Below are 24,002 nucleotides of genomic sequence, written 5' to 3'. Positions count from 1 at the left end.
CAGACCGCATATCGAAAGGGTGATCCGTTGAGCCGCTCGGTTCTCGTCACCGGAGGAAACCGGGGCATCGGCCTCGCCATCGCCCGCGCGTTCGCCGATGCCGGCGACAAGGTCGCGATCACGTACCGCTCCGGCGAGCCGCCGGCCGGTTTTCTCGCCGTCAAGTGCGACATCACCGACACCGAGCAGGTGGAGCAGGCCTACAAGGAGATCGAGGAGAAGCACGGTCCGGTGGAGGTGCTGGTGGCCAACGCCGGTGTCACCAAGGACCAGCTCCTGATGCGGATGTCCGAGGAGGACTTCACCACCGTCCTCGACACCAACCTCACGGGCACCTTCCGGGTCGTGAAGCGTGCCAACCGCGGCATGCTGCGGGCCAAGAAGGGCCGCGTGGTGCTGATCTCCTCCGTGGTCGGCCTGCTGGGCTCGGCAGGGCAGGCGAACTATGCCGCCTCGAAGGCCGGGCTCATCGGCTTCGCCCGCTCCCTCGCCCGTGAGCTCGGCTCGCGGAACATCACGTTCAATGTCGTCACACCCGGTTTTGTCGACACCGACATGACCAAGGTGCTCACGGACGAGCAGCGCGCGGGCATCGTCTCGCAGGTGCCGCTCGGCCGCTATGCGCAGCCGGAGGAGATCGCCGCCACGGTGCGCTTCCTCGCCTCCGACGACGCCTCGTACATCACTGGAGCCGTCATCCCCGTTGACGGCGGATTGGGCATGGGTCACTGATCACATGAGTGGAATCCTCGCCGGCAAGCGCATTCTCGTTACGGGCGTCCTCACCGAGGGGTCCATCGCCTTCCACGCCGCCAAGGTGGCCCAGGAGGAGGGCGCGGAGGTCATCCTCACCGGCTTCGGCCGGCTCTCACTCGTCGAGCGCATCGCCAAGCGGCTGCCGAAGCCCGCCCCGGTCATCGAGATGGACGTCACCAACCAGGAGCACCTGGACGGCCTCGCGGACAAGATCCGTGAGCACTCCAGCGACGACTCCGGCCTCGACGGCGTCGTGCACTCGATCGCCTTCGGCCCGCAGGGCGCGTTCAACTTCCTCGAAGCCGGCTGGGAGGACGTCTCGACGGCCGTCCAGGTCTCGGCGTACTCCTACAAGTCGCTGGCCATGGCATGCCTCCCGCTGATGAAGCGCGGCGGTTCGATTGTCGGCCTCACCTTCGACGCGACGATCGCCTGGCCGAAGTACGACTGGATGGGCGTGGCCAAGGCGGCCCTGGAGTCCACCAACCGCTACCTCGCCCGCGACCTCGGCGCCAAGAACGTCCGCTGCAACCTCATCGCGGCCGGCCCGATCAAGTCGATTGCCGCGAAGTCCATCCCGGGCTTCGAGGAGCTCGCGGACGTGTGGAACCACCGCGCCCCGATCGGCTGGGACCTGGCCGACCCGGACCCGGCCGGCCGCGGGGTCGTCGGTCTGCTCTCGGACTTCTTCCCGCGCACGACCGGCGAGATCGTCCACGTCGACGGTGGCGTGCACATGATGGGTGCCTGACCCCTCTCGTACGAGAATCGCTCTCGCATGAGGACGACGCCCCGTTTCCCGCTCTGTGCGGGGAGCGGGGCGTCGCCCGTTCGGGCCCCCGGAGCGCGCGGCGTACCGCCGGGAAGGCGATGCTGGAGAGGCAATCCCCCTTGTGGTGCAGCCGCGGCTATTCCGGCCGCAGTACGGCCGAGGAGGTTCTGCTTGTGCGTACGACCTGGTGCTTCGCCTCCGTACTGACCACGGTGACGGCCCTGCTGTGGGCAGCGCCGAGCGCCGTTTCCCAGCCGCCCCGTGACGACTCGAAGCCCCGGTCCGAGCCACGGGATTTCAGGGCCGACTGCACCACCGTCGTCGACGGCTCCCGGGCCACCGCCTACTGCCACAACCCGTATCCCCAGACCGACCGCGTCCGGCTGCACATCGAGTGCGAGCGCTGGTGGGACGTCGACTCCGACAGCGCGCCCGTCGAGATAGGGCCGGCCGGCTACATAGAACTCACCGACCGCTGCTGGAAGGAGGTGAGCACGGTCTGGGTCAGCCACCAGCCCCTGCGGGATCCCGCAGGCACATGAACGGGTAGCTCGCCGCCTCCGTGGCCGCCGCATCGCCGTCACCCGCGCGGATCGCCTCGACCATCCGGGCGTGGTCCATATGGTTCTCCGGGCGCAGTTCCCTGCCGACGTCGTCGCGCAGCCAGTCCCGGAGCAGATCGCCCAGGTCTGCGTAGATCTCGGTCAGCACCTCATTGTGCGAGGCGGCCACCACCGCCAGATGGAATGTCGTGTCCGCGGTGACGAACTCCTCCGCGTCCCCCGTGGTCCACGCCTCCTCGCGACGGGCGAGGAGCGTGTCCAGCTGCTTGAGATCGCGTTCCGTACGCCGCTCGGCGGCCAGCCTGGCGGCCGAGGACTCCAGGGTGGAGCGCAGTTCGGCGATATGCCGGGGGTCGGCGTCCGCGAAGCGGCGGTGCATGACGCCGGCCAGCTCGCTCGTCGCCACGACATATGTCCCCGAGCCCTGCCGGATGTCCAGGAGCCCGTTGTGCGCGAGCGCGCGGACCGCCTCGCGGACGGTGTTGCGGGCCACGCCCAGCTGTTCGACCAGTTCCGGCTCGGTGGGGATCCGTGAACCGACCGGCCACTCGCCCGAGGTGATCTGGTTCCGCAACTGAGCGATCACCTGGTCGGACAGTGCGGAACGCCGGGGAGAGGTCAGCGCCATAGTGCTCCTTGTGCCCAAGACTCGTACAGGATTGGACAACCAATCATCCCATGATTCTATGATGGTTTCATGCCCGACGAGACCTGGACGCTGAGCCCCGCCACGACCGACCGTACCGCCGTGGAAACGCCGGCCTCACGGCCCGCGGCCCGGCTCACCCGGCTGGTGGTCGTCGGCATCGTCCTCGCTGCACTCAATCTCCGCCCCGCCATCACCAGCCTCGGCGCGCTCCTCGAAGAGGCGCGCGTGGGGCTGCACATGAGCGGCACCGTGGCCGGCGTCCTCACCTCCGTACCGACGCTGTGCTTCGCGCTCTTCGGGATCGCGGCACCGCGGCTCGCCCGCCGCTTCGGCGCCGGCGCCGTCGTCTGCGCGGGCATGGCCGCCATCGCGACCGGGCTGCTGATCCGGCCCTTTGCGGGCGGCACGGCCGGCTTCCTCGCCGCCAGCGCGCTCGCCCTCATGGGCATCGCCGTCGGCAACGTCCTGATGCCGGTGATCGTCAAGCGGTACTTCCCCGAACGCGTCGGCCCCATGACCGGGCTCTACTCGATGGCGCTGGCGCTCGGCACTTCCGCCGCCGCGGCCACGACCGTGCCCATGACCGAGGCGCTGGGCGGCAGTTGGCGGGTCGGCCTCGGTGTCTGGGCGGTCCTCGCCGCCCTCGCCGTACTGCCCTGGGCCGGCCTCGTCCGCGACCGCGGCGCGGCCGCGCGGAGCGCTGCGGCCACACCTGTCCAGGGCGCCCGGACCCCGCGGATCACCCGCAGCCCCACCGCATGGGCGCTCGGCTGCTTCTTCGGCCTCCAGGCCACCGGCGCGTACATCACCATGGGCTGGATGCCGCAGATCTTCCGTGACGCGGGGGTCCCGGCCGGCAAGGCCGGTGTGCTGCTCGCCGTGACCATGGCCATGGGTGTGCCGCTCGCCTTCGCCATCCCGCGGCTGGCCACCCGGATGAGGACCCAGGGCCCGATCGTCGTCGCCCTCGGCCTGTGCGGACTGACCGGGTACGCGGGCCTGTTCCTGGCGCCGGCCGCCGGAGCGTGGGCCTGGGCGCTGCTGCTGGGCATCTCCAACTGTGCCTTCCCGCTCGCCCTCACCATGATCGGCATGCGGTCGAGGACCGGCACCGGCGTCGTACGGCTCTCGGCCTTCGCGCAGTCCACCGGCTATCTGATCTCCATGCCCGGACCACTGCTGGTGGGCATGCTCTACCAGCACAGCGGCGGCTGGGGGCTGCCGATCGCGCTGATGGCGGGGCTGATCGTGCCGCAGATCGCCGTCGGCGTCCTGGCCGGCCGGGACCGGACGATCGAGGACGAATGCTGAGGTGCGAGACTGGCACCATGCCTGTGCTCGACCCGAATCCCCCGAATGGCCAGAAAAAGCTCCTCTACGTGTTCGGCGTGATGATCGCCATCACCGTGGTGATCGCCGTGATCGCGTCCATCGCCTCACCCTGACAGGGGCGTTGGACTGCGTCCGCAGCCCGATGGTGGGGCTGGCACCAGCAACCCCTAGGGGGTCAGGCTCAGGGTGAAGTGGGTGGGTCACCGGATGGGCCCGCGAGCACGTGATCCGTAGGTTTGAGGCAACAAACCGCAGACCTACGGAGGCGGCCATGTCGGCCCATACGCACACCCGGCCCCACGCCAAGGCTGCGGGCAGCGTCGACATCCGGCTGCCGTGGTGGGCACTCGCACTGCCCATGCTCGCCTTCGTCGTACTGCTTCTGCTGATCGCGGACCCGGGCCAGGCGCACGCCGCGGGCGGCGACCCGGCAGTCGGCCAATTGATCGACCGCATCCAGCAGACCCTGTCCCGCTGACGGACTCACCCTTCGTGGGGGAGCCGGTCAACGCCCTGCGCCCGCTGGCTCATTTCATGCGAAGCTGGGGTGCATGAGCGCCGCTGTGTCTTCCGAGGGGACACCCCCCGGATCTCCCGAGTCCCGCAGGATCGTCCTCCTCCGGCATGCGAAGGCCGACTGGCCACAGGTGTCCGACCATGAGCGCCCGCTCGCCGACCGGGGGCGCATGGAAGCCTCTGTGGCCGGCCGCAGGCTCGCCGACACCGGTATCGCCTTCGACCTGGCTCTGTGCTCGACCGCGATCAGAACCCGCGAGACCTGGAAGCTGGCTGTGCACGAGATGTCGCACCGCCCCAGGACGGTGTACGAGGAGCGGCTGTACGAGGCATCTCTCGGCGATCTTCTCGCGCTGCTGGCCGAGACTCCGGACGAGGTGAACGACCTTCTCGTCATCGGCCACAACCCCGGGATCCACGCGCTCGCCGACGCCCTCGCCGGCAAGGTCGAGGGTGACGCGCTGGCGCGGATGACGCACAGCGGCTTTCCGACCGCGGGGTACGCGATCGTCGGCTTCAGCGGCTCCTGGAAGTCCGTGGAGCACGGCGTGGGCACGCTGCTCGACTACTGGGCGCCGCACGACTGACCCCTGCCCCGCGCGTCCGCCGGCCGCCGTACGCGGCCGCCGCACGCGGGCCGACCCCTTCGCGTGAGCACGCTCCCGCGCGGAGACGGCCCCGCTGGGTGAAACAGCCCCGCCGCACTGCGTGAAGGGCCCTGGCACGTGAAACAGCCCCGGCGCGGATCCCGCGCCGGGGCCTTGTACGTCGGCCGCGTACCGCGGCCGGTCAGTGCTCCTCGCCCTCGCCGTCGGCCGCCTCGACCTCTTCGCGAGTGATTCCCAGCAAGTAGAGAACCGTGTCCAGGAAGGGCACATTGACCGCGGTGTGGGCGGCCCGGCGGACGACCGGCTTGGCATTGAAGGCGACGCCGAGGCCTGCGGCGTTGAGCATGTCCAGATCATTCGCACCGTCGCCGATCGCGACGGTCTGCGCGAGCGGCACTCCGGCCTCGGCGGCGAACCGGCGGAGCAGCCTGGCCTTGCCCGCGCGGTCCACGATCTCGCCGACGACCCGGCCGGTGAGCTTCCCGTCCACGATCTCCAGCGTGTTCGCCGAGGCGAAGTCCAGCCCGAGACGGACCTTGAGGTCATCCGTGACCTGCGTGAACCCGCCCGACACAACGCCCACTTGGTAGCCGAGCCGCTTGAGCGTACGGATCAGGGTCCGGGCGCCGGGGGTCATCCTGACCTCCGCCCGTACCTTGTCCACGACCGACGCGTCGAGGCCGGCCAGCAGGGCCACGCGGGCGTGCAGGGACTGCTCGAAGTCCAGCTCCCCGCGCATCGCGGCGGCGGTGACCTCGGCGACCTTGTCCTCGCAGCCGGCGTGCGCCGCGAACAGCTCGATGACCTCGTCCTGGATGAGCGTCGAGTCCACATCCATGACGACCAGACGCTGGGCCCGCCGGTGCAGTCCGGCCGATACGACCGCCACGTCGACGCCGATCTCGGCGGCCTCGGTCGCCAGCGCGGTACGCAGCGGCTCGGTCTCCGTACCGGACACCGCGAACTCCACCGCGGTGACCGGATACTTGGCGAGCCGGAAGGCACGGTCGATGTTGCCGCCGATGGCAGCGATGCGGGCCGCTATGGCGGCGGTCGACTCCGCGGTGAGCGGATTTCCGAGCACGGTGACATGAGAACGGCCACTCCCGCGGGGCCGGTTGTCGCCGGTGCCGGAGATGATCTCGGCCTCCAGCTTCAGCGACTCGGCCCAGCTGTGCACGGTGGCCCGCAGCTCGCCCTCGGTGGTCCCGCCGGCGGTCGGCGCGGTGACCAGGACACACAGGACGAGGCGGCCACGGGAGACCACCTGCTCGATGTCGACCACGTCGACGGAGTAGGCGGCGAGTGTGTCGAAGAGCCCGGCGGTGATCCCGGGACGGTCCTTCCCGAAGATCTTGACGAGAAGGGTGGGGACGTCGGAGTTCTGCGGTGCGCTCATGGTGCCTCCACCGTATCTGGCGGACGCCGTGCCGAGACGGCGCGTCCCGAGTAGCGGACAGGCTCACCCGGGCTCAGCGGCCGCTCCTCGGGGTACCGGGCGCCGGCGGGCCCTCCTCGGGGTCGGCGGGGGCGGTGCGATGCGGCGGCGGGGGTGGCGGGGGCGGTGGCACCGGGCCCACCATCGTCGGCGCGCCGTGGATCCCGGGCGGCGGGCGCAGATACGGGTTCGTGTCGTCGTTCGACGGCCGGTACGGCGCCATCGGCCGGTACGGCCCCGGGAGCTGCTGCGGACCCGGGGCACGCTCCAGCTCCTGCCCGGGAACGGGAACCTCCGCCCGGCCACCACCCCGCGTCGCGTACACCAGCAGCGCACCCACCCCGCCCGTCGCCGCACCCCACGCAGCCCCGAGCAGCAGCGCCATGCCCAGCTGCCCGTGCAGCTCGATTCCGGCGCCGAACGCGTCGACGCCCAGGACCGACAGCGAAGCGTCCGCCGAGACGTCCGTCAGCCGTACGAGCAGCGGCAGCGTCAGCGCCGTCACCCCGCCCAGCCGTACCGCGCACCGCCCCGCGAACCCCGCCGCACCCAGGCCGCCCACCGGCGTGCGGGACGCCGCCAGCACCCCGGCGTACAGCATCAGCAGCGCCGCCGCGACCGCCAGCAGCCACACCCGCCCGTCCAGCTCCGCCAGCCTGCCGACCGTGGCAGGCTCGTCCGCCGAGACCCGCAGCAGTTCGTCCAGCGGATCGGGCAGCAGCTTCGCCAGCTCGCCCTTCGCCTCACCGTCCCACGGCACGAACAGCCCCAGCGGAATCCCGAGCCATACGCCGTTCGGTGCCCCGAGCAGCGCCGCGCCCGCGATCCGTTTCGGGTGGTCGTCGCCGATCGCGGCGTATGCCGCCGCCGCGTACCCCGCGAGGACCGCGAGGAGCAGCGCGCTCGCCATCGCGGACGCGGCCGGCCGCACCGTCCGCCGCAGCGCCGCCCACGCCGCCCCGCCCGGCAGTGGCGTGTGCCGTGACGCCAGGAGCGCGATCGCCAGCACGCCGAGCACCCAGAGCAGCGCGCCCGCCAGCGAATCCGCGGTGTTCACGCTGAATCCCACCGCCGCCTTGGCGTCCACCAGATCCCCGAGCCGGTCGGGCAACAGCCCTCCGATATCGCCGATGTCGCCGAGGCCCGGCACTTCGATGCCGCCTCCGCCACCGCCCGCGCCCGGCACCTTGTCGAGGCCGAGCCCCAGCTTCCCTCCGTCGATCGTGATGACGTCGTGACCTGCCCACGCCAAGCCGCCGACCGTCGCGACGAAGAGAGTCACCACCCCGCCCACCCGCGCGGCGAGTTCGGTCCCCGAGATGTACGGCCCGGCACCACGCAGCGAGCGTAGGAAGAAGTACGCAAGGAGCAACGCCCCGACGAGCCCCACCCCAAGTGGCGTGATCTCGACGGTGGTCCGCGCCTGGGCACCTTCCAGCCCGAACACGGACACATCACCTGTCGGAGTGACCGATCCGCCCGCCGCGAGCACCACGACGGCCGCCGTCATCGGCCCGAGCGACGCCGCGGAATCCGCGCCCAGCAGGTGCAGGCCGAGCGCCGCGGCACCGGCCATCCCGACCAGTGCCCAGCTCACCGCGGCTATTGACGCGAGCAGCACATCGCCCCAGCGCACCCGGTCGCCACTGCCGCTCGCATCCATCCGGACCCCCCGATCCCTCTGGGTTTGCCCCAGTTGCCCCCAGTCGCGCATGATCCGTACGCACTCATGGGTGGTTACCACTCTCCGTGGGTGTTTCTCCTCCGTCAACGGTCAGCCCGGACGCGGTCTTCACATAGCCCGACTTTCGGATACGGGATCGCGCCTGAAATAGTTCCTCACGATGTTCGCCATCCCTAGACTCCCCGTGATGGGGGTAACTCGGGGGACAACTAGTGGGGCATGGAGTGCCGGAACTCGTACTGGAATTGAACGGAAGGACCTGGACCCTCGATCCGTCCAGGTCATACACCCTCGGACGTGATCCGCAGGGCGACCTGGTGATCGACGACGCCAGGGTCTCGTGGCGGCACGCCAGCATCAGCTGGGGCGGCCGCAGTTGGGTGATCGAGGACCACGGCAGCACCAACGGCACATACGTGCAGGGTCAGCGGATCCATCAGATGGAGATCGGCCCCGGCTCGGCGGTACATCTGGGCAATGCGACCGACGGCCCCCGGCTGAATCTCTCCGGAGCCGCGGCCGGCGCGGGCGCGTACAGCGCCCAGGGCGCCGCGCCCCAGCAGCAGGCGGTCCAGCAGGCGCAGCAGGGCTGGCAGCAGCAGGCTCCGGCTCAACAGCCGCAGCAGGGCTGGCAGCAGCAGCCACCTCAGGCGCAGGTCCCGCATCAGCAGGGACCCGGCGGCGGGGGCGGCGCGGGCGGTGTCGCGGGGGCTCCGCCGGTGTACGGGGACCGCAGCCCGACCACGTTCCATCAGCTGGCCCTCGGCCGGGTGATGCGTATCGGCCGTGCGCTCGAGAACGAACTGGTCGTCTCCGACCTCCAGGTCTCGCGCAACCACGCCGAGTTCGTGGCGACGCCCGACGGCCGCTTCGAGATCCGCGACCTCGGATCCCACAACGGCACGTATGTCAACGGTCAGCCGATAGCCAAGTCCGGCACCGTACTGATCGGCCCGAACGACATCGTCGGTGTCGGCCACTCGACGTTCCGTCTCGTCGGCGACCGGCTCGAGGAGTTCGTCGACACCGGCGAAGTCTCCTTCTCCGCCCGTCACCTGACAGTGACGGTCGACGGCGGCAAGCAGATCCTGCGGGATGTCTCCTTCGGCGTACCGGAGAAGTCGCTGATCGGCGTCATCGGCCCCTCGGGATCCGGCAAGTCCACCCTGCTCAAGGCGCTCACCGGCTACCGGCCCGCCAACCAGGGTGATGTCCTCTACGACAACCGCAGCCTCTACAAGCAGTTCGCCGAACTGCGCCAGCGCATCGGACTGGTTCCGCAGGACGACATCCTGCACAAGGAGCTCACCGTCCGTAAGGCGCTCAAGTACGCGGCCAAGCTCCGCTTCCCCGGCGACACCGCCGAGGCCGAGCGCGAGGCCCGTATCGACGAGGTGCTGCGCGAGCTCAAGCTCGACATCCACAAGGAGAAGAAGGTCACTTCGCTCTCCGGTGGCCAGCGCAAGCGCGTCTCGGTCGCCCTCGAGCTGCTGACCAAGCCGTCGCTGATCTTCCTGGACGAGCCGACGTCCGGCCTCGACCCGGGCATGGACCGCGACGTGATGCAGCTGCTCCGCGGCCTGGCCGACGACGGCCGTACGGTCCTGGTGGTCACCCACTCGGTGGCCGAGCTCGCGCTCTGCGACAAGCTCCTCGTCATGGCCCCCGGCGGTTCGGTGGCGTACTTCGGCCCGCCGGAGGAAGCGCTCAACTTCTTCGGCTACACGACATGGGCCGACGTCTTCTCCGCGTTCGAGAACTACCGGGACTACGACTGGGCCGGCCGCTGGCGCGGTTCGCAGCACTACCAGATGTACGCCGCGGACATCGACGCCGTCGCCGCGCAGTCGGTGCACATGCCGCCGCCGCAGCAGATGCGCCCGCCCAAGCCGCAGAGCTGGGGCTCCCAGCTGTGGACGCTGATCCGCCGCTACTCCTCGGTCATCGCGTCCGACAAGGGCTTCATCGGCCTGATGGTGATCCTTCCCGCGGTCCTGGGCCTGGTCAGCGTCGTCATTCCGGCGAAGTTCGGCCTCGCGCCGCCCACGCCGCCGAGCAGGTTCAACGGCGACGCAGGCACGATCATGCTGATCCTCGCGGTCGGCATGTGCTTCTCCGGCGCGGCCAACTCGGTACGAGAACTGATCAAGGAACGGGTCATCTACGAACGGGAACGGGCCACCGGCCTGGCCCGCTCGGCGTATCTGATGTCCAAGGTGATCGTCCTCGGCGTGATCACGGCCATCCAGGGCGTCATCATCTGCGGCATCGGCTTCGCCACCCGCGACCTGCCCGCAGAGGGCCTGGTCATGCCTCCGGCCGTCGAGATCTGCCTCGTGGTCATCGCGCTGGGCTTCACCTCGATGATGTTCGGCCTGGTCATCTCCTCGCTGGTGAAGACCGCCGAGAAGACCATGCCGCTGCTGGTCATGTTCGCCATAGTCCAGGTCGTCTTCACCGGCATTCTCTTCCAGGTCTACGGTTCGCCCGGCCTGGAGCAGTTCGCCTGGCTGATGCCGTCCCGGTGGGCCATCGCCGGCGCGGGTGCGACGCTCGACCTGTCGCATCTGATGCCGCCGTGGGACCCGAACAAGCCCACCGACCTGGATCCGCTGTGGGAGCACTCGGCGGGCCAGTGGGGCCTGAACATCACGATCCTGCTTGCCATCGGCGTCGTGTGCGGCGTCGCGGTCGCGCGACTGCTGCGCCGCCACGAGCCGGAGGTCATGCGCAAGTAGCGCATGTGCACGCGTACGCGCCCAAGGGCGGCACCCGCAGTGGGGTGCCGCCCTTGGGCGTAGCTGTCAGACCCTCCGGTGCTGCTCAGTGGAGGCGTCGACTCAGTAGGCGCTGTCGACGTTGTCGATCGAGCCGTACTTGTCGGCGGCGTAGTTGGCCGCGGCCGTGATGTTGGCGACCGGGTCGTACTGGCTGTGCGGGGTACCGGCGACGTGGTACGCGTCGAACGTCGGCTTGATGACCTGCAGCAGGCCGATCGACGGGACACCGTTGATCGCGTTGATGTCCCAGCCGTTGATGGCCTTCGGGTTGCCGCTGGACTCACGCATGATGTTGCGGTGCAGACCCTCGTACGAGCCGGGGATCTTGTGCTTCTTCATGATGTCGAGCGACTCGCGGATCCAGCCGTCAAGGTTGTTGGCGTAGATCGGCTTGCGGGCAGCGGCGCGGCTGGCGGCCTGCTGCTTCGCACGCTTCTTGGCGGCGGCCTGGGCCGCCTTCTTCTTGGCAGCGGCCTCGGCCTTGGCCTTGGCGGCAGCAGCGGCCTTGGCCTTCGCCGCGGCGTCGGCCTCGGCCTTGGCCTCGACGACCGACTGCTGCTTGACGATGCTCGCGTGGACAGCGGTCGTCCGGGCGGCGTCGGTCCCGGTGCTCCACGCCATCGGGGCGGCGGCGAGAGCCTCGGTCTGGGTACCGGCGGAGGCGTTACCCGGGACGAGGGAGAACGTGAGGGCGGCGACGGCAGCGGCGGCGATACCGGCGATCGAGACCTTGTTGGTGGTCTTGGTCAGGCGGGTGCTGAACGCGGACATACAGGCGTACCTCTTCGAATAGCGGAAAGTCGCATCAGGCCGGGGCGGCGCTGCGCTCCTCGGCGGCGACGTCCGCAATTCTTAGCGGCAGCAAAATGGTCTGGCAAAGGTGTGACGTACGACCCCGAATAGTAGGCCCGAGAGCCGCAATGTCCCATTTTTTCCGCTCGGTACGGGTCGGATGCCCTATTTGTATCCACTAGAGAGGTTCGTAAGTGATGTGGGTCCTATGGGGGGGCTCACATGGAGCCCCCCGCGATCTCACGATGCGCTGCTTCAGTAATGCAAAGAGTGAGCGCCCTCATCGGGAAGCACGAGGTGCACGTCGCCGAACTCGTGCCAGAGGTAGAGATGGCGCAGTGCCTCGGCATAACCGCGGCACAGCGCCGCCTGCCCGGCGATCGCCTCCAGCATCAGCAGATGCGAGGCCTGCGGCTCATGCAGCCCGGTCAGCAGCCCGTCCACCGCGTGCACGCCGCGCCCAGGCGTGATGACCAGATCGGTCCACCCCGAGGCCGCCCGCACCACCCCGTTCGGACCCGCCGCCGACTCCAGGGCTCGGACCGCCGTCGTACCGACCGCCACGATCCGCCCGCCGCCCGCCCGCGCGGCATTGACCAGCCACGCCGTCGTCGCGGGCACCTCGAAAGGCTCCGGGTACGGCGGTTCGTGCGCCTCAGCCGACGCCACCCCCGTATGCAGCGTGATCGGTGCGAACTGCACGCCCCGGCTCACCAGCTCCGCCACCAGCGGCGCCGTGAAGGGACGGGCGGCGCTCGGCATCTCCGCCGATCCGGCGCCGTCGGGGGAGGGGAGCGCGAAGACCGTCTGATACGCGGCCAGCGGCTGGTCCCGTGTCGTGTACCGGTACCGGATCGGCCTGCCGTACCGGGACAGCAGCTCCGGCACCCCCACCGGCACCGACGCCCACCACAGCCGGTCGGCGCCCGGCGCGAGCGGCTCCTGAAGTACGAGCTGCCCGCCACCGGGAAGCCGTACGACCGCACCTGCCGGCCCCCCGGCGCGCGGCAGAGTGCTGCCCGCACCGTCCGGACGGCGCAGCTCCACCGCCCACCGTCCGTCGTCCCCGCGCGTCGAGAAGTGCACGACGACCGCCTCGCCGCCGACCCGGCCATTGACCGCCGCCGGCAGCGTGGCCGACGTATTGACCACCAGGACATCCCCGGCCCGGAGCTGCCCGGGAAGGTCACGGAAGGCGTGATGGGACACCTGCGTCCCGCGCGAGACCATCAGCCGTACGTCGTCCCGACCCGATCCGCGCTCCTCGGCAGGCACCCGGGCCGACAGTTCCTCGGGCACCCACAGCGACCCCAGCACCTTCATCGCGCATCCAGCAGCGAGGGCGCCGCGTACCGACCGCTGACGGGCCGCTGTTCCAGCAGCCGGAGGAACCCCGGCACCACCGTCTCCGGCGCCGGGCGCGGGTCGTCGTCGCCCGGTACCGCGGCCGCGTACAGATCTGTCTGCATATCGCCCGGGTCCACCGTCCACACCCGCAGCTCCGGCTCCTCGACGGCGAGGACCGCCGCGAGATGGTCTAGCGCCGCCTTCGAGGCTCCGTAGCCGCCCCAGGTCTCGTACGCCTCCGCCGCCGCGTCCGAGCTGACCGCGATCACTGTGCCCGCCCCGGAGGCCCGCAGCATCGGCAGCGCCTCCTGTACGAGTCCGAGCGCGGCGACCACATTGGTCTCCAGCGCCGCCCGCAGCCCCTCCAGCGGCAACGCGTCCAGCCGCACCAGCGGCTCCGCCCCCAGCGCGCTCGCATTGCTCACCAGCAGGTCGAGACCGCCGAGCTCGCGTGCCGTGGCCAGCAGCTCCTTGCGGTGTCCGGCATCGGTGACATCCCCCACCACCGCCACCACCCGCGTGCCCCGCGCCGCGCCGATGCGACGCGCACTCTCCTCCAGGACGCTCCCGGTCCTGGCCCCCAGCACCAGATCCCAGCCCTGCTGGGCGAGAGCAGACGCAAGTGCGCGCCCCAAGCCCTTCGAAGCCCCAGTGATCACCGCTACCGGCATGATGTCCATCCCCTTGTTCCGCTTGCTCCGCGTCGGTGCCACCAACGTAGGAAGGCGGCCCTGCCCGCCGCGTCGTACGCGGGACCCCATCCGCCAAGGGATTTCGACCTACGACCTGAGCCCTAGGCAGTAGCCGTCTCCGGCCCGATCCGGACCGTCACACCCCGCCGGTACGGTGAGTTCATGAGTCACCGACCGAGCTCCGGCATCGCCGCCGTGAGCACCGCGCTCCTCGCGATGAGCAGGCATCTCGAGGTGCGTGACGTGCTGAAGACGATCGTCGCCTCGGCGCGCGAGCTCCTCGACGCCGAGTACGCGGCGCTGGGCGTGCCGGACGACCACGGCGGCTTCTCCCAGTTCGTGGTCGACGGCGTCAGTGACGCGCAGTGGAAGGCGATCGGCCCGCTCCCGCGGCAGCACGGCATCCTCGCCTCGATGCTCCGCGACGCGAAGGTGGAGCGCCTCGCGGATGTCCGCAAGGACCCGCGCTTCGAGGGCTGGCCGTCCGCCCACCCGGACATGTCCGACTTCCTCGGCCTGCCGATCAAGGACGGCGACGAGACCATCGGCGCGCTCTTCCTGGCGAACAAGCGGTGCCCCAAGCCCGATGGCGGCTGCGGCTTCACCGCCGAGGACGAGGAGCTGCTCTCCATCCTCGCCCAGCACGCCGCGATAGCCCTGACCAACGCCCGGCTCTACGAGCGCAGCCGCGAGCTCACCATCGCCGAGGAACGCACCCGCCTCGCCCATGAGCTGCACGACGCGGTGAGCCAGAAGCTCTTCTCGCTGCGGCTGACCGCCCAGGCGGCCGCCGCACTGGTGGACCGCGACCCGGCCCGCGCCAAGGGCGAGCTCCAGCAGGTCGCCGTGCTCGCCGCGGAGGCCGCGGACGAACTGCGCGCCGCCGTGGTCGAGTTGCGCCCCGCCGCCCTCGACGAGGACGGACTGGTCAACACGCTCCGTACGCACATCCAGGTTCTCGACCGCGCGCACACCGCCGTGGTCACCTTCGACAGCTGCGGTGTCCGAGCGCTGCCGGCCGCCCAGGAGGAGGCCCTGCTCCGGGTCGCCCAGGAGGCCCTGCACAATGCGCTGCGGCACTCCGGCGCCGACGAGGTCGACGTGGTCCTGGCCCGCCGCGGCCAGGGTGCGGTCCTCCGCGTCACCGACAACGGCAAGGGGTTCGAGCCGAGGACGGTCCGCCGGGCCGGCCGCCATCTGGGACTGGTCTCGATGCGGGACCGGGCGAACGGGGTGGGCGGAAGGCTCACCGTGGAATCGGCGCCCGGAAAGGGCGCCACGATCGAGATGGAGGTGCCCGGTGGCTGAGGCCGCGCCCCACGCGAAGACCGGGATGATCCGTGTGCTGCTGGTCGACGACCATCAGGTGGTACGGCGAGGACTGCGCACCTTCCTCGAGATCCAGGACGACATAGAGGTCGTGGGCGAGGCGGCGGACGGTGCCGAGGGTGTCGCCCGCGCCGAGGAGCTGAAGCCGGACGTCGTGCTGATGGACGTCAAGATGCCCGGGATGGACGGCATCGACGCCCTGCGTAAGCTCCGTGAACTGTCGAACCCCGCCAAGGTGTTGATCGTCACCAGCTTCACCGAACAGCGCACCGTCGTCCCCGCCCTGCGCGCGGGTGCCTCGGGTTACGTCTACAAGGACGTCGACCCGGAGGCGCTGGCCCGCGCGATCCGCTCCGTGCACGCGGGCCATGTGCTGCTGCAGCCGGAGGTCGCGGGCGCGCTGCTCTCGCAGGACGACCTGGGCAATGGCACGGGCCGGGGCAGCACCCTCACCGAACGGGAGAGGGAGGTACTGGGCCTGATCGCCGACGGCCGGTCGAACCGGGAGATCGCCCGGGCGCTCGTCCTGTCCGAGAAAACCGTCAAGACGCATGTCTCGAACATTCTGATGAAGCTGGATCTGGCGGATCGCACCCAGGCGGCGCTGTGGGCCGTACGGCACGGTCTGGCGGGCTGAAACCGGCCAGGCGGAACGTCCAAATTCAGATCTGAGATTCATACCGTCGGGTGTATGTCACCCGTACGGCGCATCCTGATCGACTCACGGCCGTTCTTCATGGCGTGCTGCGGCGGCCGGCCGCAGCGAAGCTCAGGAGGATTTCGAAGTGAAGAACCTGAAGAAGGCCGCTGCCCTCACCATGATCGCCGGCAGCCTCGTCGCCGCCGGCTCGGGTGTGGCGTCCGCCACCACCGGTGCGCACGCCCACGGCCAGGCCATCGGGTCCCCGGGCGTTGCCTCCGGCAACCTGGTGCAGGTCCCGGTCCACGTTCCGGTGAACGTCGTCGGCAACACCGTCAACGTGATCGGCGCCCTGAACCCGGCGTTCGGCAACGAGGGCTACAACGGCTGACCGGTTCCCCACGACCGAGCAGTGACCACCGGCCCCCAGGCACCGCCTGGGGGCCGGTCCCCTTACTACTCGGTCATGTGGTTGAGGTGGGCCCGGGGCGTTGGTGGTTGCTGTCCGTGGGTGGTTTCCTCCGGCGAACCGCCGACCCCCCAACGGCCCGAGCGAGTCCCGTCCTGGTGGGGAGGGGCCCGGCGAACCGCGGGGGATTGGGGGCAAAACCCGGGTCACGCACCGAGACCCTGTACGCCGCCGACCCGGAGGGGCACCGGAGCCCGCACCCGACGAGAGCCCGTACCCCGGGCCGGGGCAATCAGACCCCGCACGCCCGGGTCGGGGCAACGAGTGCCCCGCCTCCCGGGCCGCCGCAACGCGCGCCCGGGCGGACAAGGCGCCGTATCCCGGGCAAGAAGCGCCCGCACCCGACGAGACCCCCGCCGGAGGCAGCCCGCACTCCCGGGCCCGGGCGACGAGACACCCGCACCCTGCCGGAGGCTCACCGCTCGCGTTCCTCCACGTACGCGTTGTACGCCGCCACCTGGGCCCGTCTCGCCACCCGTTCCACCGGGCGCAGCGCCTCGCCCCTCGCCGCCATCTCGGACGCGCTCACCGCCCCGCCGTGTCCGTTCTCGTACGCCACCGAGATCAGCAGCCCGACCCGCTGCGCCAGCTCCAACACCCGTACCGCCCGCGGCGGATACCCGGGTGCCAGGGTCTCGCCCGCACCACGCTCCGCCCGCGCCCGGTACGCGTCGATCGCCGCCTCCGCCACCGGCCCCGACGCCGCCACGTCCAGCCGCGACAGCACCTCCGTCGCGTCCCGCAGCGCCTCCGCCAGCTCACGCTCCGCCTCGCCGAGCGACGGGACATCCGCGGGCGGCGCCTCCCGCACCGGCAGGCAGTGCCAGACGACCTCCACATGCAGATCACCCGCCGGCCCGGCCTCGGAGACCTCGGGCACCAGCCCGTACGCGGCGCCCGAAGCGATGACCGCCTCCTCCGCGTCGAGCGCCTGCGCGTTGAACTCCGGCGGCCCGCTGAGCCCCAGCGGATGACCCGGCGCGGGCAGCGCGACCCGGTATCCGGTCACCCCGAGCGCCCGCAGCCGCCCCAGCGCAAGCGTGAGCCCGACCGGGCCCGCCTCGCCCGGCAACTCCTCCACCCGGTGCACCGCGTCGTCGCCGACGATGGCGAGTGCCGCGTCATCCGGCGATACAAATCCGGCCAACAGGGCATTTCCCCATGCGGCCAGCCGTCCTGAGCGTGGTTCGGAAAGCATGGACCCAGCCTAGGGACCGGACCGGGCGACCGGGGCACCTGGCCGTGGCGTAGGTTTTCCCTGGGAGCTGTGCCCACAGGTGCATAAATCGCCCCCAATACCTCAAGACGATTGCATGGGGAGACAACGCGCTCATGAGCGATGTACTGGAGCTGGTGGACGTATCCGTGGTCCGCGACGGACGCGCTCTGGTGGATGACGTCTCCTGGTCGGTCAAGGAAGGTGAGCGCTGGGTGATCCTCGGCCCCAACGGCGCCGGTAAGACCACCCTCCTCAACATCGCCTCCAGCTACCTCTTCCCGACCTCCGGTACGGCCAGGATTCTGGGCGAGCGGCTCGGCACCGCCGGTGTCGATGTATTCGAGCTCCGCCCCCGTATCGGCATGGCGGGCGTCGCCATGGCCGAGAAGCTGCCCAAGCGCCAGACCGTGCTTCAGACGGTGCTCACCGCCGCTTACGGCATGACAGCCACCTGGCACGAGAACTACGACGCCGTCGACGAGGAGCGCGCCCGCGCCTTCCTCGACCGCCTCGGCATGACCGAGTACCTGGAGCGCAAGTTCGGCACGCTCTCCGAGGGGGAGCGCAAGCGGACGCTGATCGCCCGCGCGATGATGACCGACCCCGAGCTGCTGCTCCTCGACGAGCCGGCCGCCGGCCTCGACCTCGGCGGCCGCGAGGACCTGGTCCGCCGCCTCGGCCGCCTCGCCCGCGATCCGTACGCCCCCTCCATGATCATGGTGACGCACCATGTCGAGGAGATCGCCCCGGGCTTCACCCACGTCCTGATGATCCGTCAGGGCAAAGTGCTGGCCGCCGGTCCCATGGAGACCGAGCTGACCTCCCGCAACCTCTCGCTCTGCTTCGGCCTCCCGCTGGTCGTCGAGCAGAACAACGAGCGCTGGACCGCACAGGGCCTCCCGCTCGGCTGAACTCCGGCCCCGGCCCGGGCGGCTGACCCGATCTCGCCCCTTCTCTCGCCCCCTGTCCCCACCGCGACCGGCGGACCTACCATGACGACGTGGACATCGACGCATGGGTGTGGTGGCTGATCGGCGCGGTCGGACTGGGCATTCCGCTCGTGCTGACAGCGATGCCCGAATTCGGCATGCTCTCCGCCGGAGCGGTGGCCGCGGCCGTCGTCGCCGCGCTCGGCGGCGGCACGGTGGCCCAAGTGCTCGTCTTCGCCGTGGTTTCCGTCGCACTCATCGCCGTTGTACGCCCCATCGCCACCCGGCACCGTTCCCAGCGCCCTCAATTCGCCAGCGGCGTCGACGCGCTGAGGGGCCGTCAGGCCCTCGTCCTGGAACGGGTCGACGGCAGCGGCGGCCGGATCAAACTCGCCGGTGAGGTGTGGTCCGCACGCGCACTCGACGCGGCCATGTCGTACGAGGCGGGCCAACAGGTCGACGTCGTCGAGATCGACGGAGCAACCGCCGTGGTCATGTGACAAACAGGGAAGCCGAACACCCCCCACATCAGCCCGTGTTCTGGGAAACTCGATCATCAGAATCATCCGGCAGCGAAGGGCACAGGGAACTCGATGCAACCGATCATCATCGTCCTGATCATTCTGGTGGTGCTGGTCTTCATCGCCCTGATCAAGACGATCCAGGTCATCCCACAGGCCAGCGCCGCCATCGTCGAGCGCTTCGGGCGCTACACCCGAACTCTCAACGCGGGCCTGAACATTGTCGTCCCGTTCATAGACTCGATCCGCAACCGCATCGACCTCCGCGAGCAGGTCGTCCCCTTCCCGCCGCAGCCGGTGATCACCCAGGACAACCTGGTGGTCAACATCGACACCGTCATCTACTACCAGGTGACCGACGCCCGCGCCGCCACATACGAAGTCGCCAGCTATATCCAGGCGATCGAGCAGCTCACGGTCACCACCCTGCGAAACATCATCGGTGGCATGGACCTTGAGCGGACCCTGACCTCCCGCGAGGAGATCAACGCGGCCCTGCGCGGCGTGCTCGACGAAGCCACCGGCAAGTGGGGCATCCGCGTCAATCGCGTCGAGCTCAAGGCGATCGAGCCGCCCACCTCCATCCAGGACTCGATGGAGAAGCAGATGCGCGCCGACCGTGACAAGCGCGCCGCGATCCTCACCGCCGAGGGCATCCGGCAGTCGCAGATCCTCACCGCCGAAGGTGAGAAGCAGTCCGCGATCCTGCGCGCCGAAGGCGAGGCCAAGGCGGCCGCGCTGCGCGCCGAGGGTGAGGCCCAGGCCATTCGTACGGTCTTCGAGTCCATCCACGCCGGCGACGCGGACCAGAAGCTTCTCGCCTACCAGTACCTCCAGATGCTCCCGAAGATCGCCGAGGGCGACGCCAACAAGCTCTGGATCGTGCCCAGCGAGATCGGCGACGCGCTCAAGGGGCTGAGCGGCGCCATGGGCAGCTTCAACCCGATGGCCGGCATGGGCGGCGGCTCCGGAACCGGGAACTCCGGCGGCGGCAACGGCACGGAACGCCGCGAACAGCCCCCCATCGACTGACCCCGGAGTCCCCTCAGGCATGATCGGTGCATCCGGCACCGATCATCGAGGGGCACAGCGTGACCATCTGGGAGATGCTCGCCGTCTTCGCCGCGGGCATCAGCGCCGGCACCATCAACACCATCGTCGGCTCAGGCACACTGATCACCTTCCCGGTGCTCCTCGCCACCGGCCTGCCCCCGGTCACCGCCACCGTCTCCAACGCCCTCGGCCTGATCCCCGGCTCGGTCAGCGGCGCCATCGGCTACCGCGCCGAACTCACCGGCCAGCGCAGCCGCCTGCTGCGTCTGGGCATCGCCGCCGCGATCGGCGGCATCAGCGGGGCCCTGCTGCTCCTGCTGCTCCCCTCGACGGCCTTTGAGACGATCGTGCCCGTACTGGTCGCGCTCGCCCTCACTCTGGTGATCCTCCAGCCGCGCATCACCAAGGCCGTTCAGCGCCGCCGCGACCGCAATGGCAGCCACGCCCACCCCGACGGCGGCCCGCTCCTGTTCGTCGGACTGCTGATCGCCAGCGTCTACGGCGGCTACTTCACCGCCGCCCAGGGAATCATCTACCTGTCCCTGATGGGCATGCTGCTCGACGACACCCTGCAGCGCCTCAACGCCGCCAAGAACGTCCTCGCCGCCGTCGTCAACAGCATCGCCGCGCTCTTCTTCCTCTTCGTCGCGGACTTCGACTGGACGGCGGTCCTGCTGATCGCGGTCGGCTCGGCCATCGGCGGCCAGCTCGGCGCCAAGATCGGCCGCTGCCTCCCGCCGACCGCGCTGCGCGTACTGATCGTGGTGGTCGGCAGCGTCGCCATCGTCCAACTGCTGCTGCGCTGACGCAGGAAAGCCCGCCTCCCAGCGAAGGCGGGCCTCGTACAGACTGCTCGGGTGCTACGCGGCCGGCAGCGCCGCCAGCCACTGCGGCAGCTCCGACCGCTCACCGGCCCGCATCCCGAGCAGCATCGCGTCCGCCGGAGACGGTATGAACGGCTCGTGCAGCAGCGGCATCCCCGCCTGCTCCGGCGTACGGTCCGCTTTGCGGTGATTGTCCTCGGCACAGGACGCGACCGTATTCAGCCAGCTGTCCGCACCGCCGTGCGACCGCGGCACCACGTGGTCCACCGTCGTGGCACGCCTGCCGCAGTACGCGCACCGGTGCTGGTCCCGTACCAGCACACCCCGCCTCGACCACGGCGCCTGTCTTCGGAAAGGCACCCTGACATAGCGGCAGAGCCTGATCACCCGGGGCACCGGAAGATCGACCTCGGCCGCACGCACACGGAGTCCGGGGTGGGCCTGCTCGACGACGGCCTTGTCCTGCAGGACCAGCACGACCGCACGGTTGAGTGTCACTGTCGACAGCGGCTCGAAGCTCGCATTCAGTACCAGCGTGTCCCGCATCTCGCCCACCTCCCGATTGCCGGCCCAGCCCATTGCGGGCGTTGGGCTTGGATCAACTTTGGCCGGGCGCGCCGAGATGGACAACGCAATAAAAGATGCCCTGCCCTGATCTCTCCAAGACCAGGGCAGGGCAAACAACAAAAGAACGCTGAGCTAGGCGGGGCCCTCGTACTCAGCGATCAGCTGCGCACGGGCCAGCGTGTGAAACCGCAGATTGAAGCCGACGGCGGCCGCCGAGACATCCGCGCCGGGCCCGAGCTTCGCACGGTCCACCGCGTACACCGTAAAGACATAGCGGTGGTTCTCACCGGCCGGCGGAGCCGCGCCGCCGAAGTCCTTCGACCCGAAGTCGTTACGGACCTGGAGGGCGCCCTCGGGCAGCCCCTCGAACTTCCCGCTGCCCGCACCCGCCGGCAGCTCGGTGACCGACGCCGGGATGTCGAAGAGCACCCAGTGCCAGAAGCCGCTGCCCGTCGGCGCGTCCGGATCGAAGCACGTCACGGCGAAGCTCTTGGTGTCCGCCGGGAAGCCTTCCCACCGCAGCTGCGGTGAGGTGTTGCCCGCCGAGTGGACCTGGGCGTCCTTCAGCACCGACCCCGGCTCGATGTCATCGCTCACCACCGTGAACGACGGCACCGCCGGATGAAAGTCGTGCGGGAGCGGCGCCCTCTTGGGCTCGGTCACGTCTGAACCTCCGATTTCGGCTGTCCTGTCCTGCCGCATCCGAGCCTAGAGCCAGTTACGGCGCCCACCGACATCGGCGAGCCACTGGTTGAGGTACGCCGCCCAGTCGGTCGACTGGAAGTCGTGGTGACCCACCCTGAAGGCCTTGTACGAGTCACTGCCCTCGCTGAACAGCCCCGGCTTCTTGTCCATCTCGAGGATGACGTCCATCTCGCGGTCGTCCGCGACGAACGTGAGCTCGACCTGGTTCAGCCCGCGGTACTGCTGCGGCGGGAAGAACTCGATCTCCTGGTAGAAGGGCAGCCGCTGCCGGGTACCGCGGATGTGCCCGCGCTCCATGTCCGCGCTCTTGAAACGGAAGCCCAGCCCGATGAAGGCGTCCAGGATCGCCTGCTGCGCCGGCAGCGGGTGCACATTGATCGGGTCCAGGTCGCCCGAGTCCAGCGCCCGCGCGATCTCCAGCTCCGTCGTCACACCGATGTTCATCCCGCGCAGCTGCTGCCCGGCGATGCTCGTGACCGGGGTCTCCCACGGAATCTCGAGCCCGAACGGCACGACGTGCACGGCCCCCGCCTTCACCTCGAAGGCGCCACCGAGCCGCTGCTTCGTGAACTCGATGTCCTGCTTGACCTCCTGGTCACCACCCTCGACCTCGACCCGCGCCTGCAGACCGACGGAGAGCCCCTCGATCTGCTGGTCCACCGAGCCGCCCTGGATGCGCACCTCGCCCTGCACCACACCGCCGGGCACGACGTTCGCCTCGGTCAGCTCCGTCTCCACGGAAGCACCGCCGGCGCCCATGCTCGCAAGCAGCCTCTTGAAGCCCATGTCCACTCCTTCTTGGTCCTGACCCCTACATACGCGCGACGACCGTAGTCGGTTCCCCGCTAGGCTCGTACGCCATGATCGAGAGCCCCGACCGTACGCCGCTGCCGCGGGAGTTCTTCGACCGCCCAGTACTGGAGGTCGCCCCCGAGCTCCTTGGCTGCACCCTGACACGCCTCACCGACGACGGCCCACTCGAGGTGCGTCTTACCGAAGTAGAGGCGTACGCGGGCGATGTCGACCCCGGCTCCCACGCCTACCGCGGGCGTACCACGCGCAACGACGTGATGTTCGGTCCGCCCGGCCATGCGTACGTCTACTTCACCTACGGCATGTGGCACTGCCTCAATGTGGTGTGCGGCCCGGAAGGCAGGGCGAGCGGGATCCTCCTGCGCGCCGGTGAGATCCGAGTGGGCGCCGACCTCGCACGTAAACGTCGGTTCTCGGCCCGTAGCGACAAGGAACTGGCCAAAGGCCCTGCCCGCCTGGCCACGGCCCTCGACGTCGATCGCGACCTGAACGGCACCGACCTCTGCGTCGGCCCGCCGGCTCCACTGTCCCTGTTCCCCGGTACCGCGCCGCGCTCTGACCAGGTGCGCAGTGGCCCGCGCACGGGAGTGGGCGGTGAAGGCGCCCACCACCCCTGGCGGTTCTGGATCGATGGCGACCCGACTGTGAGCCCCTACCGGGCCCATGCGCCGCGCCGCAGGGCAACTTGACTCGCCCTGCCGGGACGCCTAACGTAGCCCGAGCCGCTTGAAACGGGCCCTGCTGTTCAGCAACCCGAAGTGGCCATCCACTACTCAATGCAAACCCAACCGGGTCGGATTTCGGCGTGCCGTAATCCAAGCCGAATGACTCGATTATGAGTCGCCTGGGGATTCAGCTAAAGTAGTGAACACGCCGAAAGGCGAAAGGCTCCCAACGGCCACTGGAATCGAATTCCGAACCGGAAACGGAACGGGAAAAGGATCTGGTAAGGTTGGAAACACGAAGGGAAGCGCCCGGAGGAAAGCCTCGGACAGTGTCCGTGG

The 24,002-nt window shown here is 69.8% G+C and carries 26 protein-coding genes; 16 read left to right on the top strand and 10 right to left on the bottom strand.

The window, feature by feature from the left end; all coding sequences use genetic code 11:
• Positions 1–27 precede the first annotated feature (27 nt).
• The 3 genes from fabG to ACWDZ6_RS31110 all read left to right on the top strand — a co-directional run bounded on the left by fabG (position 28) and on the right by ACWDZ6_RS31110 (position 2,070).
• On the top strand, positions 28–732 hold the full coding sequence (fabG, locus tag ACWDZ6_RS31120; protein ID WP_366733397.1) for a 3-oxoacyl-[acyl-carrier-protein] reductase: 705 nt from the start codon (positions 28–30) through the stop codon (positions 730–732).
• 4 nt (positions 733–736) lie between these two features.
• Complete coding sequence (fabI, locus tag ACWDZ6_RS31115) at positions 737–1,507, top strand: enoyl-ACP reductase FabI (protein ID WP_351452408.1); 771 nt, start codon at positions 737–739, stop codon at positions 1,505–1,507.
• A 194-nt stretch (positions 1,508–1,701) separates the two neighbouring features.
• Complete coding sequence (locus tag ACWDZ6_RS31110; RefSeq protein ID WP_366733398.1) at positions 1,702–2,070, top strand: hypothetical protein; 369 nt, start codon at positions 1,702–1,704, stop codon at positions 2,068–2,070.
• On the opposite strand, the gene ACWDZ6_RS31105 is transcribed toward ACWDZ6_RS31110, so the two are convergent.
• A complete protein-coding gene (locus ACWDZ6_RS31105; protein ID WP_366733399.1) occupies positions 2,033–2,719 on the bottom strand; it encodes a FadR/GntR family transcriptional regulator in 687 nt (228 codons plus the stop codon). The two genes, ACWDZ6_RS31110 and ACWDZ6_RS31105, sit on opposite strands and share 38 nt — an antisense overlap.
• A gap of 69 nt (positions 2,720–2,788) precedes the next feature.
• Here ACWDZ6_RS31105 and ACWDZ6_RS31100 point away from each other — a divergent pair, with 69 nt between their 5' ends.
• The 4 genes from ACWDZ6_RS31100 (at position 2,789) to ACWDZ6_RS31085 (ending at position 5,175) form a co-directional block, all read left to right on the top strand.
• On the top strand, positions 2,789–4,051 hold the full coding sequence (locus ACWDZ6_RS31100; protein WP_451505491.1) for a CynX/NimT family MFS transporter: 1,263 nt from the start codon (positions 2,789–2,791) through the stop codon (positions 4,049–4,051).
• Between the two features lie 17 nt (positions 4,052–4,068).
• Positions 4,069–4,185: an SGM_5486 family transporter-associated protein gene (locus ACWDZ6_RS31095; protein ID WP_366733401.1), complete on the top strand. Its 117-nt coding sequence runs from the start codon at positions 4,069–4,071 to the stop codon at positions 4,183–4,185.
• Between the two features lie 158 nt (positions 4,186–4,343).
• Positions 4,344–4,550 carry a hypothetical protein gene (locus ACWDZ6_RS31090; RefSeq protein WP_389184879.1) on the top strand — a complete coding sequence of 69 codons (207 nt, stop codon included), beginning with the start codon at positions 4,344–4,346 and terminating at the stop codon, positions 4,548–4,550.
• 73 nt (positions 4,551–4,623) lie between these two features.
• On the top strand, positions 4,624–5,175 hold the full coding sequence (locus tag ACWDZ6_RS31085; RefSeq protein WP_366733403.1) for a SixA phosphatase family protein: 552 nt from the start codon (positions 4,624–4,626) through the stop codon (positions 5,173–5,175).
• A 202-nt stretch (positions 5,176–5,377) separates the two neighbouring features.
• On the opposite strand, the gene serB is transcribed toward ACWDZ6_RS31085, so the two are convergent.
• Both serB and ACWDZ6_RS31075 read right to left on the bottom strand, forming a co-directional pair.
• A complete protein-coding gene (gene serB, locus ACWDZ6_RS31080; protein ID WP_326649028.1) occupies positions 5,378–6,595 on the bottom strand; it encodes a phosphoserine phosphatase SerB in 1,218 nt (405 codons plus the stop codon).
• Positions 6,596–6,668: 73 nt separating this feature from the next.
• Positions 6,669–8,297, bottom strand: a complete 1,629-nt coding sequence (locus tag ACWDZ6_RS31075; protein ID WP_451505490.1) for a streptophobe family protein — start codon at positions 8,295–8,297, stop codon at positions 6,669–6,671.
• A 233-nt stretch (positions 8,298–8,530) separates the two neighbouring features.
• Here ACWDZ6_RS31075 and ACWDZ6_RS31070 point away from each other — a divergent pair, with 233 nt between their 5' ends.
• Positions 8,531–11,056 (top strand): ABC transporter ATP-binding protein/permease, encoded by a 2,526-nt coding sequence (locus tag ACWDZ6_RS31070; protein WP_389184888.1) that lies wholly within the window; start codon positions 8,531–8,533, stop codon positions 11,054–11,056.
• A gap of 102 nt (positions 11,057–11,158) precedes the next feature.
• Here ACWDZ6_RS31070 and ACWDZ6_RS31065 read toward each other — a convergent pair whose 3' ends face one another.
• The 3 genes from ACWDZ6_RS31065 to ACWDZ6_RS31055 all read right to left on the bottom strand — a co-directional run bounded on the left by ACWDZ6_RS31065 (position 11,159) and on the right by ACWDZ6_RS31055 (position 13,908).
• Positions 11,159–11,869: a transglycosylase SLT domain-containing protein gene (locus ACWDZ6_RS31065; protein ID WP_451505489.1), complete on the bottom strand. Its 711-nt coding sequence runs from the start codon at positions 11,867–11,869 to the stop codon at positions 11,159–11,161.
• Between the two features lie 276 nt (positions 11,870–12,145).
• Positions 12,146–13,213: an S-adenosylmethionine:tRNA ribosyltransferase-isomerase gene (locus ACWDZ6_RS31060; RefSeq protein WP_451505488.1), complete on the bottom strand. Its 1,068-nt coding sequence runs from the start codon at positions 13,211–13,213 to the stop codon at positions 12,146–12,148.
• Positions 13,210–13,908 carry an SDR family NAD(P)-dependent oxidoreductase gene (locus ACWDZ6_RS31055; protein WP_451505487.1) on the bottom strand — a complete coding sequence of 233 codons (699 nt, stop codon included), beginning with the start codon at positions 13,906–13,908 and terminating at the stop codon, positions 13,210–13,212. The genes ACWDZ6_RS31060 and ACWDZ6_RS31055 overlap by 4 nt, the downstream gene beginning before the upstream one ends.
• 183 nt (positions 13,909–14,091) lie before the next feature.
• Between ACWDZ6_RS31055 and ACWDZ6_RS31050 the strand changes: the two genes are divergently transcribed.
• The 3 genes from ACWDZ6_RS31050 to ACWDZ6_RS31040 all read left to right on the top strand — a co-directional run bounded on the left by ACWDZ6_RS31050 (position 14,092) and on the right by ACWDZ6_RS31040 (position 16,289).
• The gene (locus ACWDZ6_RS31050) at positions 14,092–15,237 is read left to right on the top strand and encodes a GAF domain-containing sensor histidine kinase (protein WP_451505486.1); all 1,146 of its coding nucleotides are present in this window, start codon (positions 14,092–14,094) and stop codon (positions 15,235–15,237) included.
• 25 nt (positions 15,238–15,262) lie between these two features.
• Positions 15,263–15,895, top strand: coding sequence for a response regulator transcription factor (locus ACWDZ6_RS31045; RefSeq protein WP_366733419.1), 633 nt, complete (start codon positions 15,263–15,265; stop codon positions 15,893–15,895).
• Positions 15,896–16,043: 148 nt separating this feature from the next.
• Positions 16,044–16,289 carry a chaplin family protein gene (locus ACWDZ6_RS31040; RefSeq protein WP_366733410.1) on the top strand — a complete coding sequence of 82 codons (246 nt, stop codon included), beginning with the start codon at positions 16,044–16,046 and terminating at the stop codon, positions 16,287–16,289.
• A gap of 493 nt (positions 16,290–16,782) precedes the next feature.
• On the opposite strand, the gene ACWDZ6_RS31035 is transcribed toward ACWDZ6_RS31040, so the two are convergent.
• Positions 16,783–17,565, bottom strand: coding sequence for a hypothetical protein (locus tag ACWDZ6_RS31035; RefSeq protein ID WP_451505485.1), 783 nt, complete (start codon positions 17,563–17,565; stop codon positions 16,783–16,785).
• Between the two features lie 134 nt (positions 17,566–17,699).
• Here ACWDZ6_RS31035 and ACWDZ6_RS31030 point away from each other — a divergent pair, with 134 nt between their 5' ends.
• The 4 genes from ACWDZ6_RS31030 to ACWDZ6_RS31015 all read left to right on the top strand — a co-directional run bounded on the left by ACWDZ6_RS31030 (position 17,700) and on the right by ACWDZ6_RS31015 (position 20,895).
• Positions 17,700–18,497: an ABC transporter ATP-binding protein gene (locus ACWDZ6_RS31030; protein ID WP_326649017.1), complete on the top strand. Its 798-nt coding sequence runs from the start codon at positions 17,700–17,702 to the stop codon at positions 18,495–18,497.
• Positions 18,498–18,586: 89 nt separating this feature from the next.
• On the top strand, positions 18,587–19,015 hold the full coding sequence (locus ACWDZ6_RS31025; protein WP_451505484.1) for an NfeD family protein: 429 nt from the start codon (positions 18,587–18,589) through the stop codon (positions 19,013–19,015).
• 93 nt (positions 19,016–19,108) lie between these two features.
• Positions 19,109–20,068: an SPFH domain-containing protein gene (locus ACWDZ6_RS31020; protein WP_451505483.1), complete on the top strand. Its 960-nt coding sequence runs from the start codon at positions 19,109–19,111 to the stop codon at positions 20,066–20,068.
• Between the two features lie 59 nt (positions 20,069–20,127).
• Positions 20,128–20,895 (top strand): sulfite exporter TauE/SafE family protein, encoded by a 768-nt coding sequence (locus tag ACWDZ6_RS31015; protein WP_451505482.1) that lies wholly within the window; start codon positions 20,128–20,130, stop codon positions 20,893–20,895.
• A 54-nt stretch (positions 20,896–20,949) separates the two neighbouring features.
• Here ACWDZ6_RS31015 and ACWDZ6_RS31010 read toward each other — a convergent pair whose 3' ends face one another.
• The 3 genes from ACWDZ6_RS31010 to ACWDZ6_RS31000 form a co-directional block, all read right to left on the bottom strand.
• Positions 20,950–21,459 (bottom strand): HNH endonuclease, encoded by a 510-nt coding sequence (locus ACWDZ6_RS31010; RefSeq protein WP_326649012.1) that lies wholly within the window; start codon positions 21,457–21,459, stop codon positions 20,950–20,952.
• 153 nt (positions 21,460–21,612) lie between these two features.
• Positions 21,613–22,143, bottom strand: a complete 531-nt coding sequence (locus tag ACWDZ6_RS31005) for a YbhB/YbcL family Raf kinase inhibitor-like protein (protein ID WP_389184907.1) — start codon at positions 22,141–22,143, stop codon at positions 21,613–21,615.
• Positions 22,144–22,188: 45 nt separating this feature from the next.
• Positions 22,189–22,971, bottom strand: coding sequence for a sporulation protein (locus ACWDZ6_RS31000; protein WP_366733417.1), 783 nt, complete (start codon positions 22,969–22,971; stop codon positions 22,189–22,191).
• A 74-nt stretch (positions 22,972–23,045) separates the two neighbouring features.
• Here ACWDZ6_RS31000 and ACWDZ6_RS30995 point away from each other — a divergent pair, with 74 nt between their 5' ends.
• Complete coding sequence (locus ACWDZ6_RS30995) at positions 23,046–23,687, top strand: DNA-3-methyladenine glycosylase (protein ID WP_326649009.1); 642 nt, start codon at positions 23,046–23,048, stop codon at positions 23,685–23,687.
• Positions 23,688–24,002: the final 315 nt, after the last annotated feature.

Source organism: Streptomyces sp. NPDC002926, assembly GCF_053591755.1.
This window is presented reverse-complemented; position numbering and strand designations above follow the sequence as displayed.

Bases quoted from the DNA above. Each gene is read 5' to 3' on its own strand.
- ACWDZ6_RS31085 (WP_366733403.1), top strand. From the start codon at position 4,624: ATGAGCGCCGCTGTGTCTTCCGAGGGGACACCCCCCGGATCTCCCGAG.
- ACWDZ6_RS30995 (WP_326649009.1), top strand. From the start codon at position 23,046: ATGATCGAGAGCCCCGACCGTACGCCGCTGCCGCGGGAGTTCTTCGAC.
- ACWDZ6_RS31035 (WP_451505485.1), bottom strand. From the start codon at position 17,565: ATGCTTTCCGAACCACGCTCAGGACGGCTGGCCGCATGGGGAAATGCC.
- ACWDZ6_RS31095 (WP_366733401.1), top strand. From the start codon at position 4,069: ATGCCTGTGCTCGACCCGAATCCCCCGAATGGCCAGAAAAAGCTCCTC.
- ACWDZ6_RS31030 (WP_326649017.1), top strand. From the start codon at position 17,700: ATGAGCGATGTACTGGAGCTGGTGGACGTATCCGTGGTCCGCGACGGA.
- ACWDZ6_RS31090 (WP_389184879.1), top strand. From the start codon at position 4,344: ATGTCGGCCCATACGCACACCCGGCCCCACGCCAAGGCTGCGGGCAGC.
- ACWDZ6_RS31045 (WP_366733419.1), top strand. From the start codon at position 15,263: ATGATCCGTGTGCTGCTGGTCGACGACCATCAGGTGGTACGGCGAGGA.
- ACWDZ6_RS31065 (WP_451505489.1), bottom strand. From the start codon at position 11,869: ATGTCCGCGTTCAGCACCCGCCTGACCAAGACCACCAACAAGGTCTCG.
- ACWDZ6_RS31000 (WP_366733417.1), bottom strand. From the start codon at position 22,971: ATGGGCTTCAAGAGGCTGCTTGCGAGCATGGGCGCCGGCGGTGCTTCC.
- ACWDZ6_RS31075 (WP_451505490.1), bottom strand. From the start codon at position 8,297: ATGGATGCGAGCGGCAGTGGCGACCGGGTGCGCTGGGGCGATGTGCTG.
- ACWDZ6_RS31105 (WP_366733399.1), bottom strand. From the start codon at position 2,719: ATGGCGCTGACCTCTCCCCGGCGTTCCGCACTGTCCGACCAGGTGATC.
- ACWDZ6_RS31060 (WP_451505488.1), bottom strand. From the start codon at position 13,213: ATGAAGGTGCTGGGGTCGCTGTGGGTGCCCGAGGAACTGTCGGCCCGG.
- serB (WP_326649028.1), bottom strand. From the start codon at position 6,595: ATGAGCGCACCGCAGAACTCCGACGTCCCCACCCTTCTCGTCAAGATC.
- fabI (WP_351452408.1), top strand. From the start codon at position 737: ATGAGTGGAATCCTCGCCGGCAAGCGCATTCTCGTTACGGGCGTCCTC.
- ACWDZ6_RS31050 (WP_451505486.1), top strand. From the start codon at position 14,092: ATGAGTCACCGACCGAGCTCCGGCATCGCCGCCGTGAGCACCGCGCTC.
- ACWDZ6_RS31020 (WP_451505483.1), top strand. From the start codon at position 19,109: ATGCAACCGATCATCATCGTCCTGATCATTCTGGTGGTGCTGGTCTTC.
- ACWDZ6_RS31100 (WP_451505491.1), top strand. From the start codon at position 2,789: ATGCCCGACGAGACCTGGACGCTGAGCCCCGCCACGACCGACCGTACC.
- ACWDZ6_RS31010 (WP_326649012.1), bottom strand. From the start codon at position 21,459: ATGCGGGACACGCTGGTACTGAATGCGAGCTTCGAGCCGCTGTCGACA.
- ACWDZ6_RS31055 (WP_451505487.1), bottom strand. From the start codon at position 13,908: ATGCCGGTAGCGGTGATCACTGGGGCTTCGAAGGGCTTGGGGCGCGCA.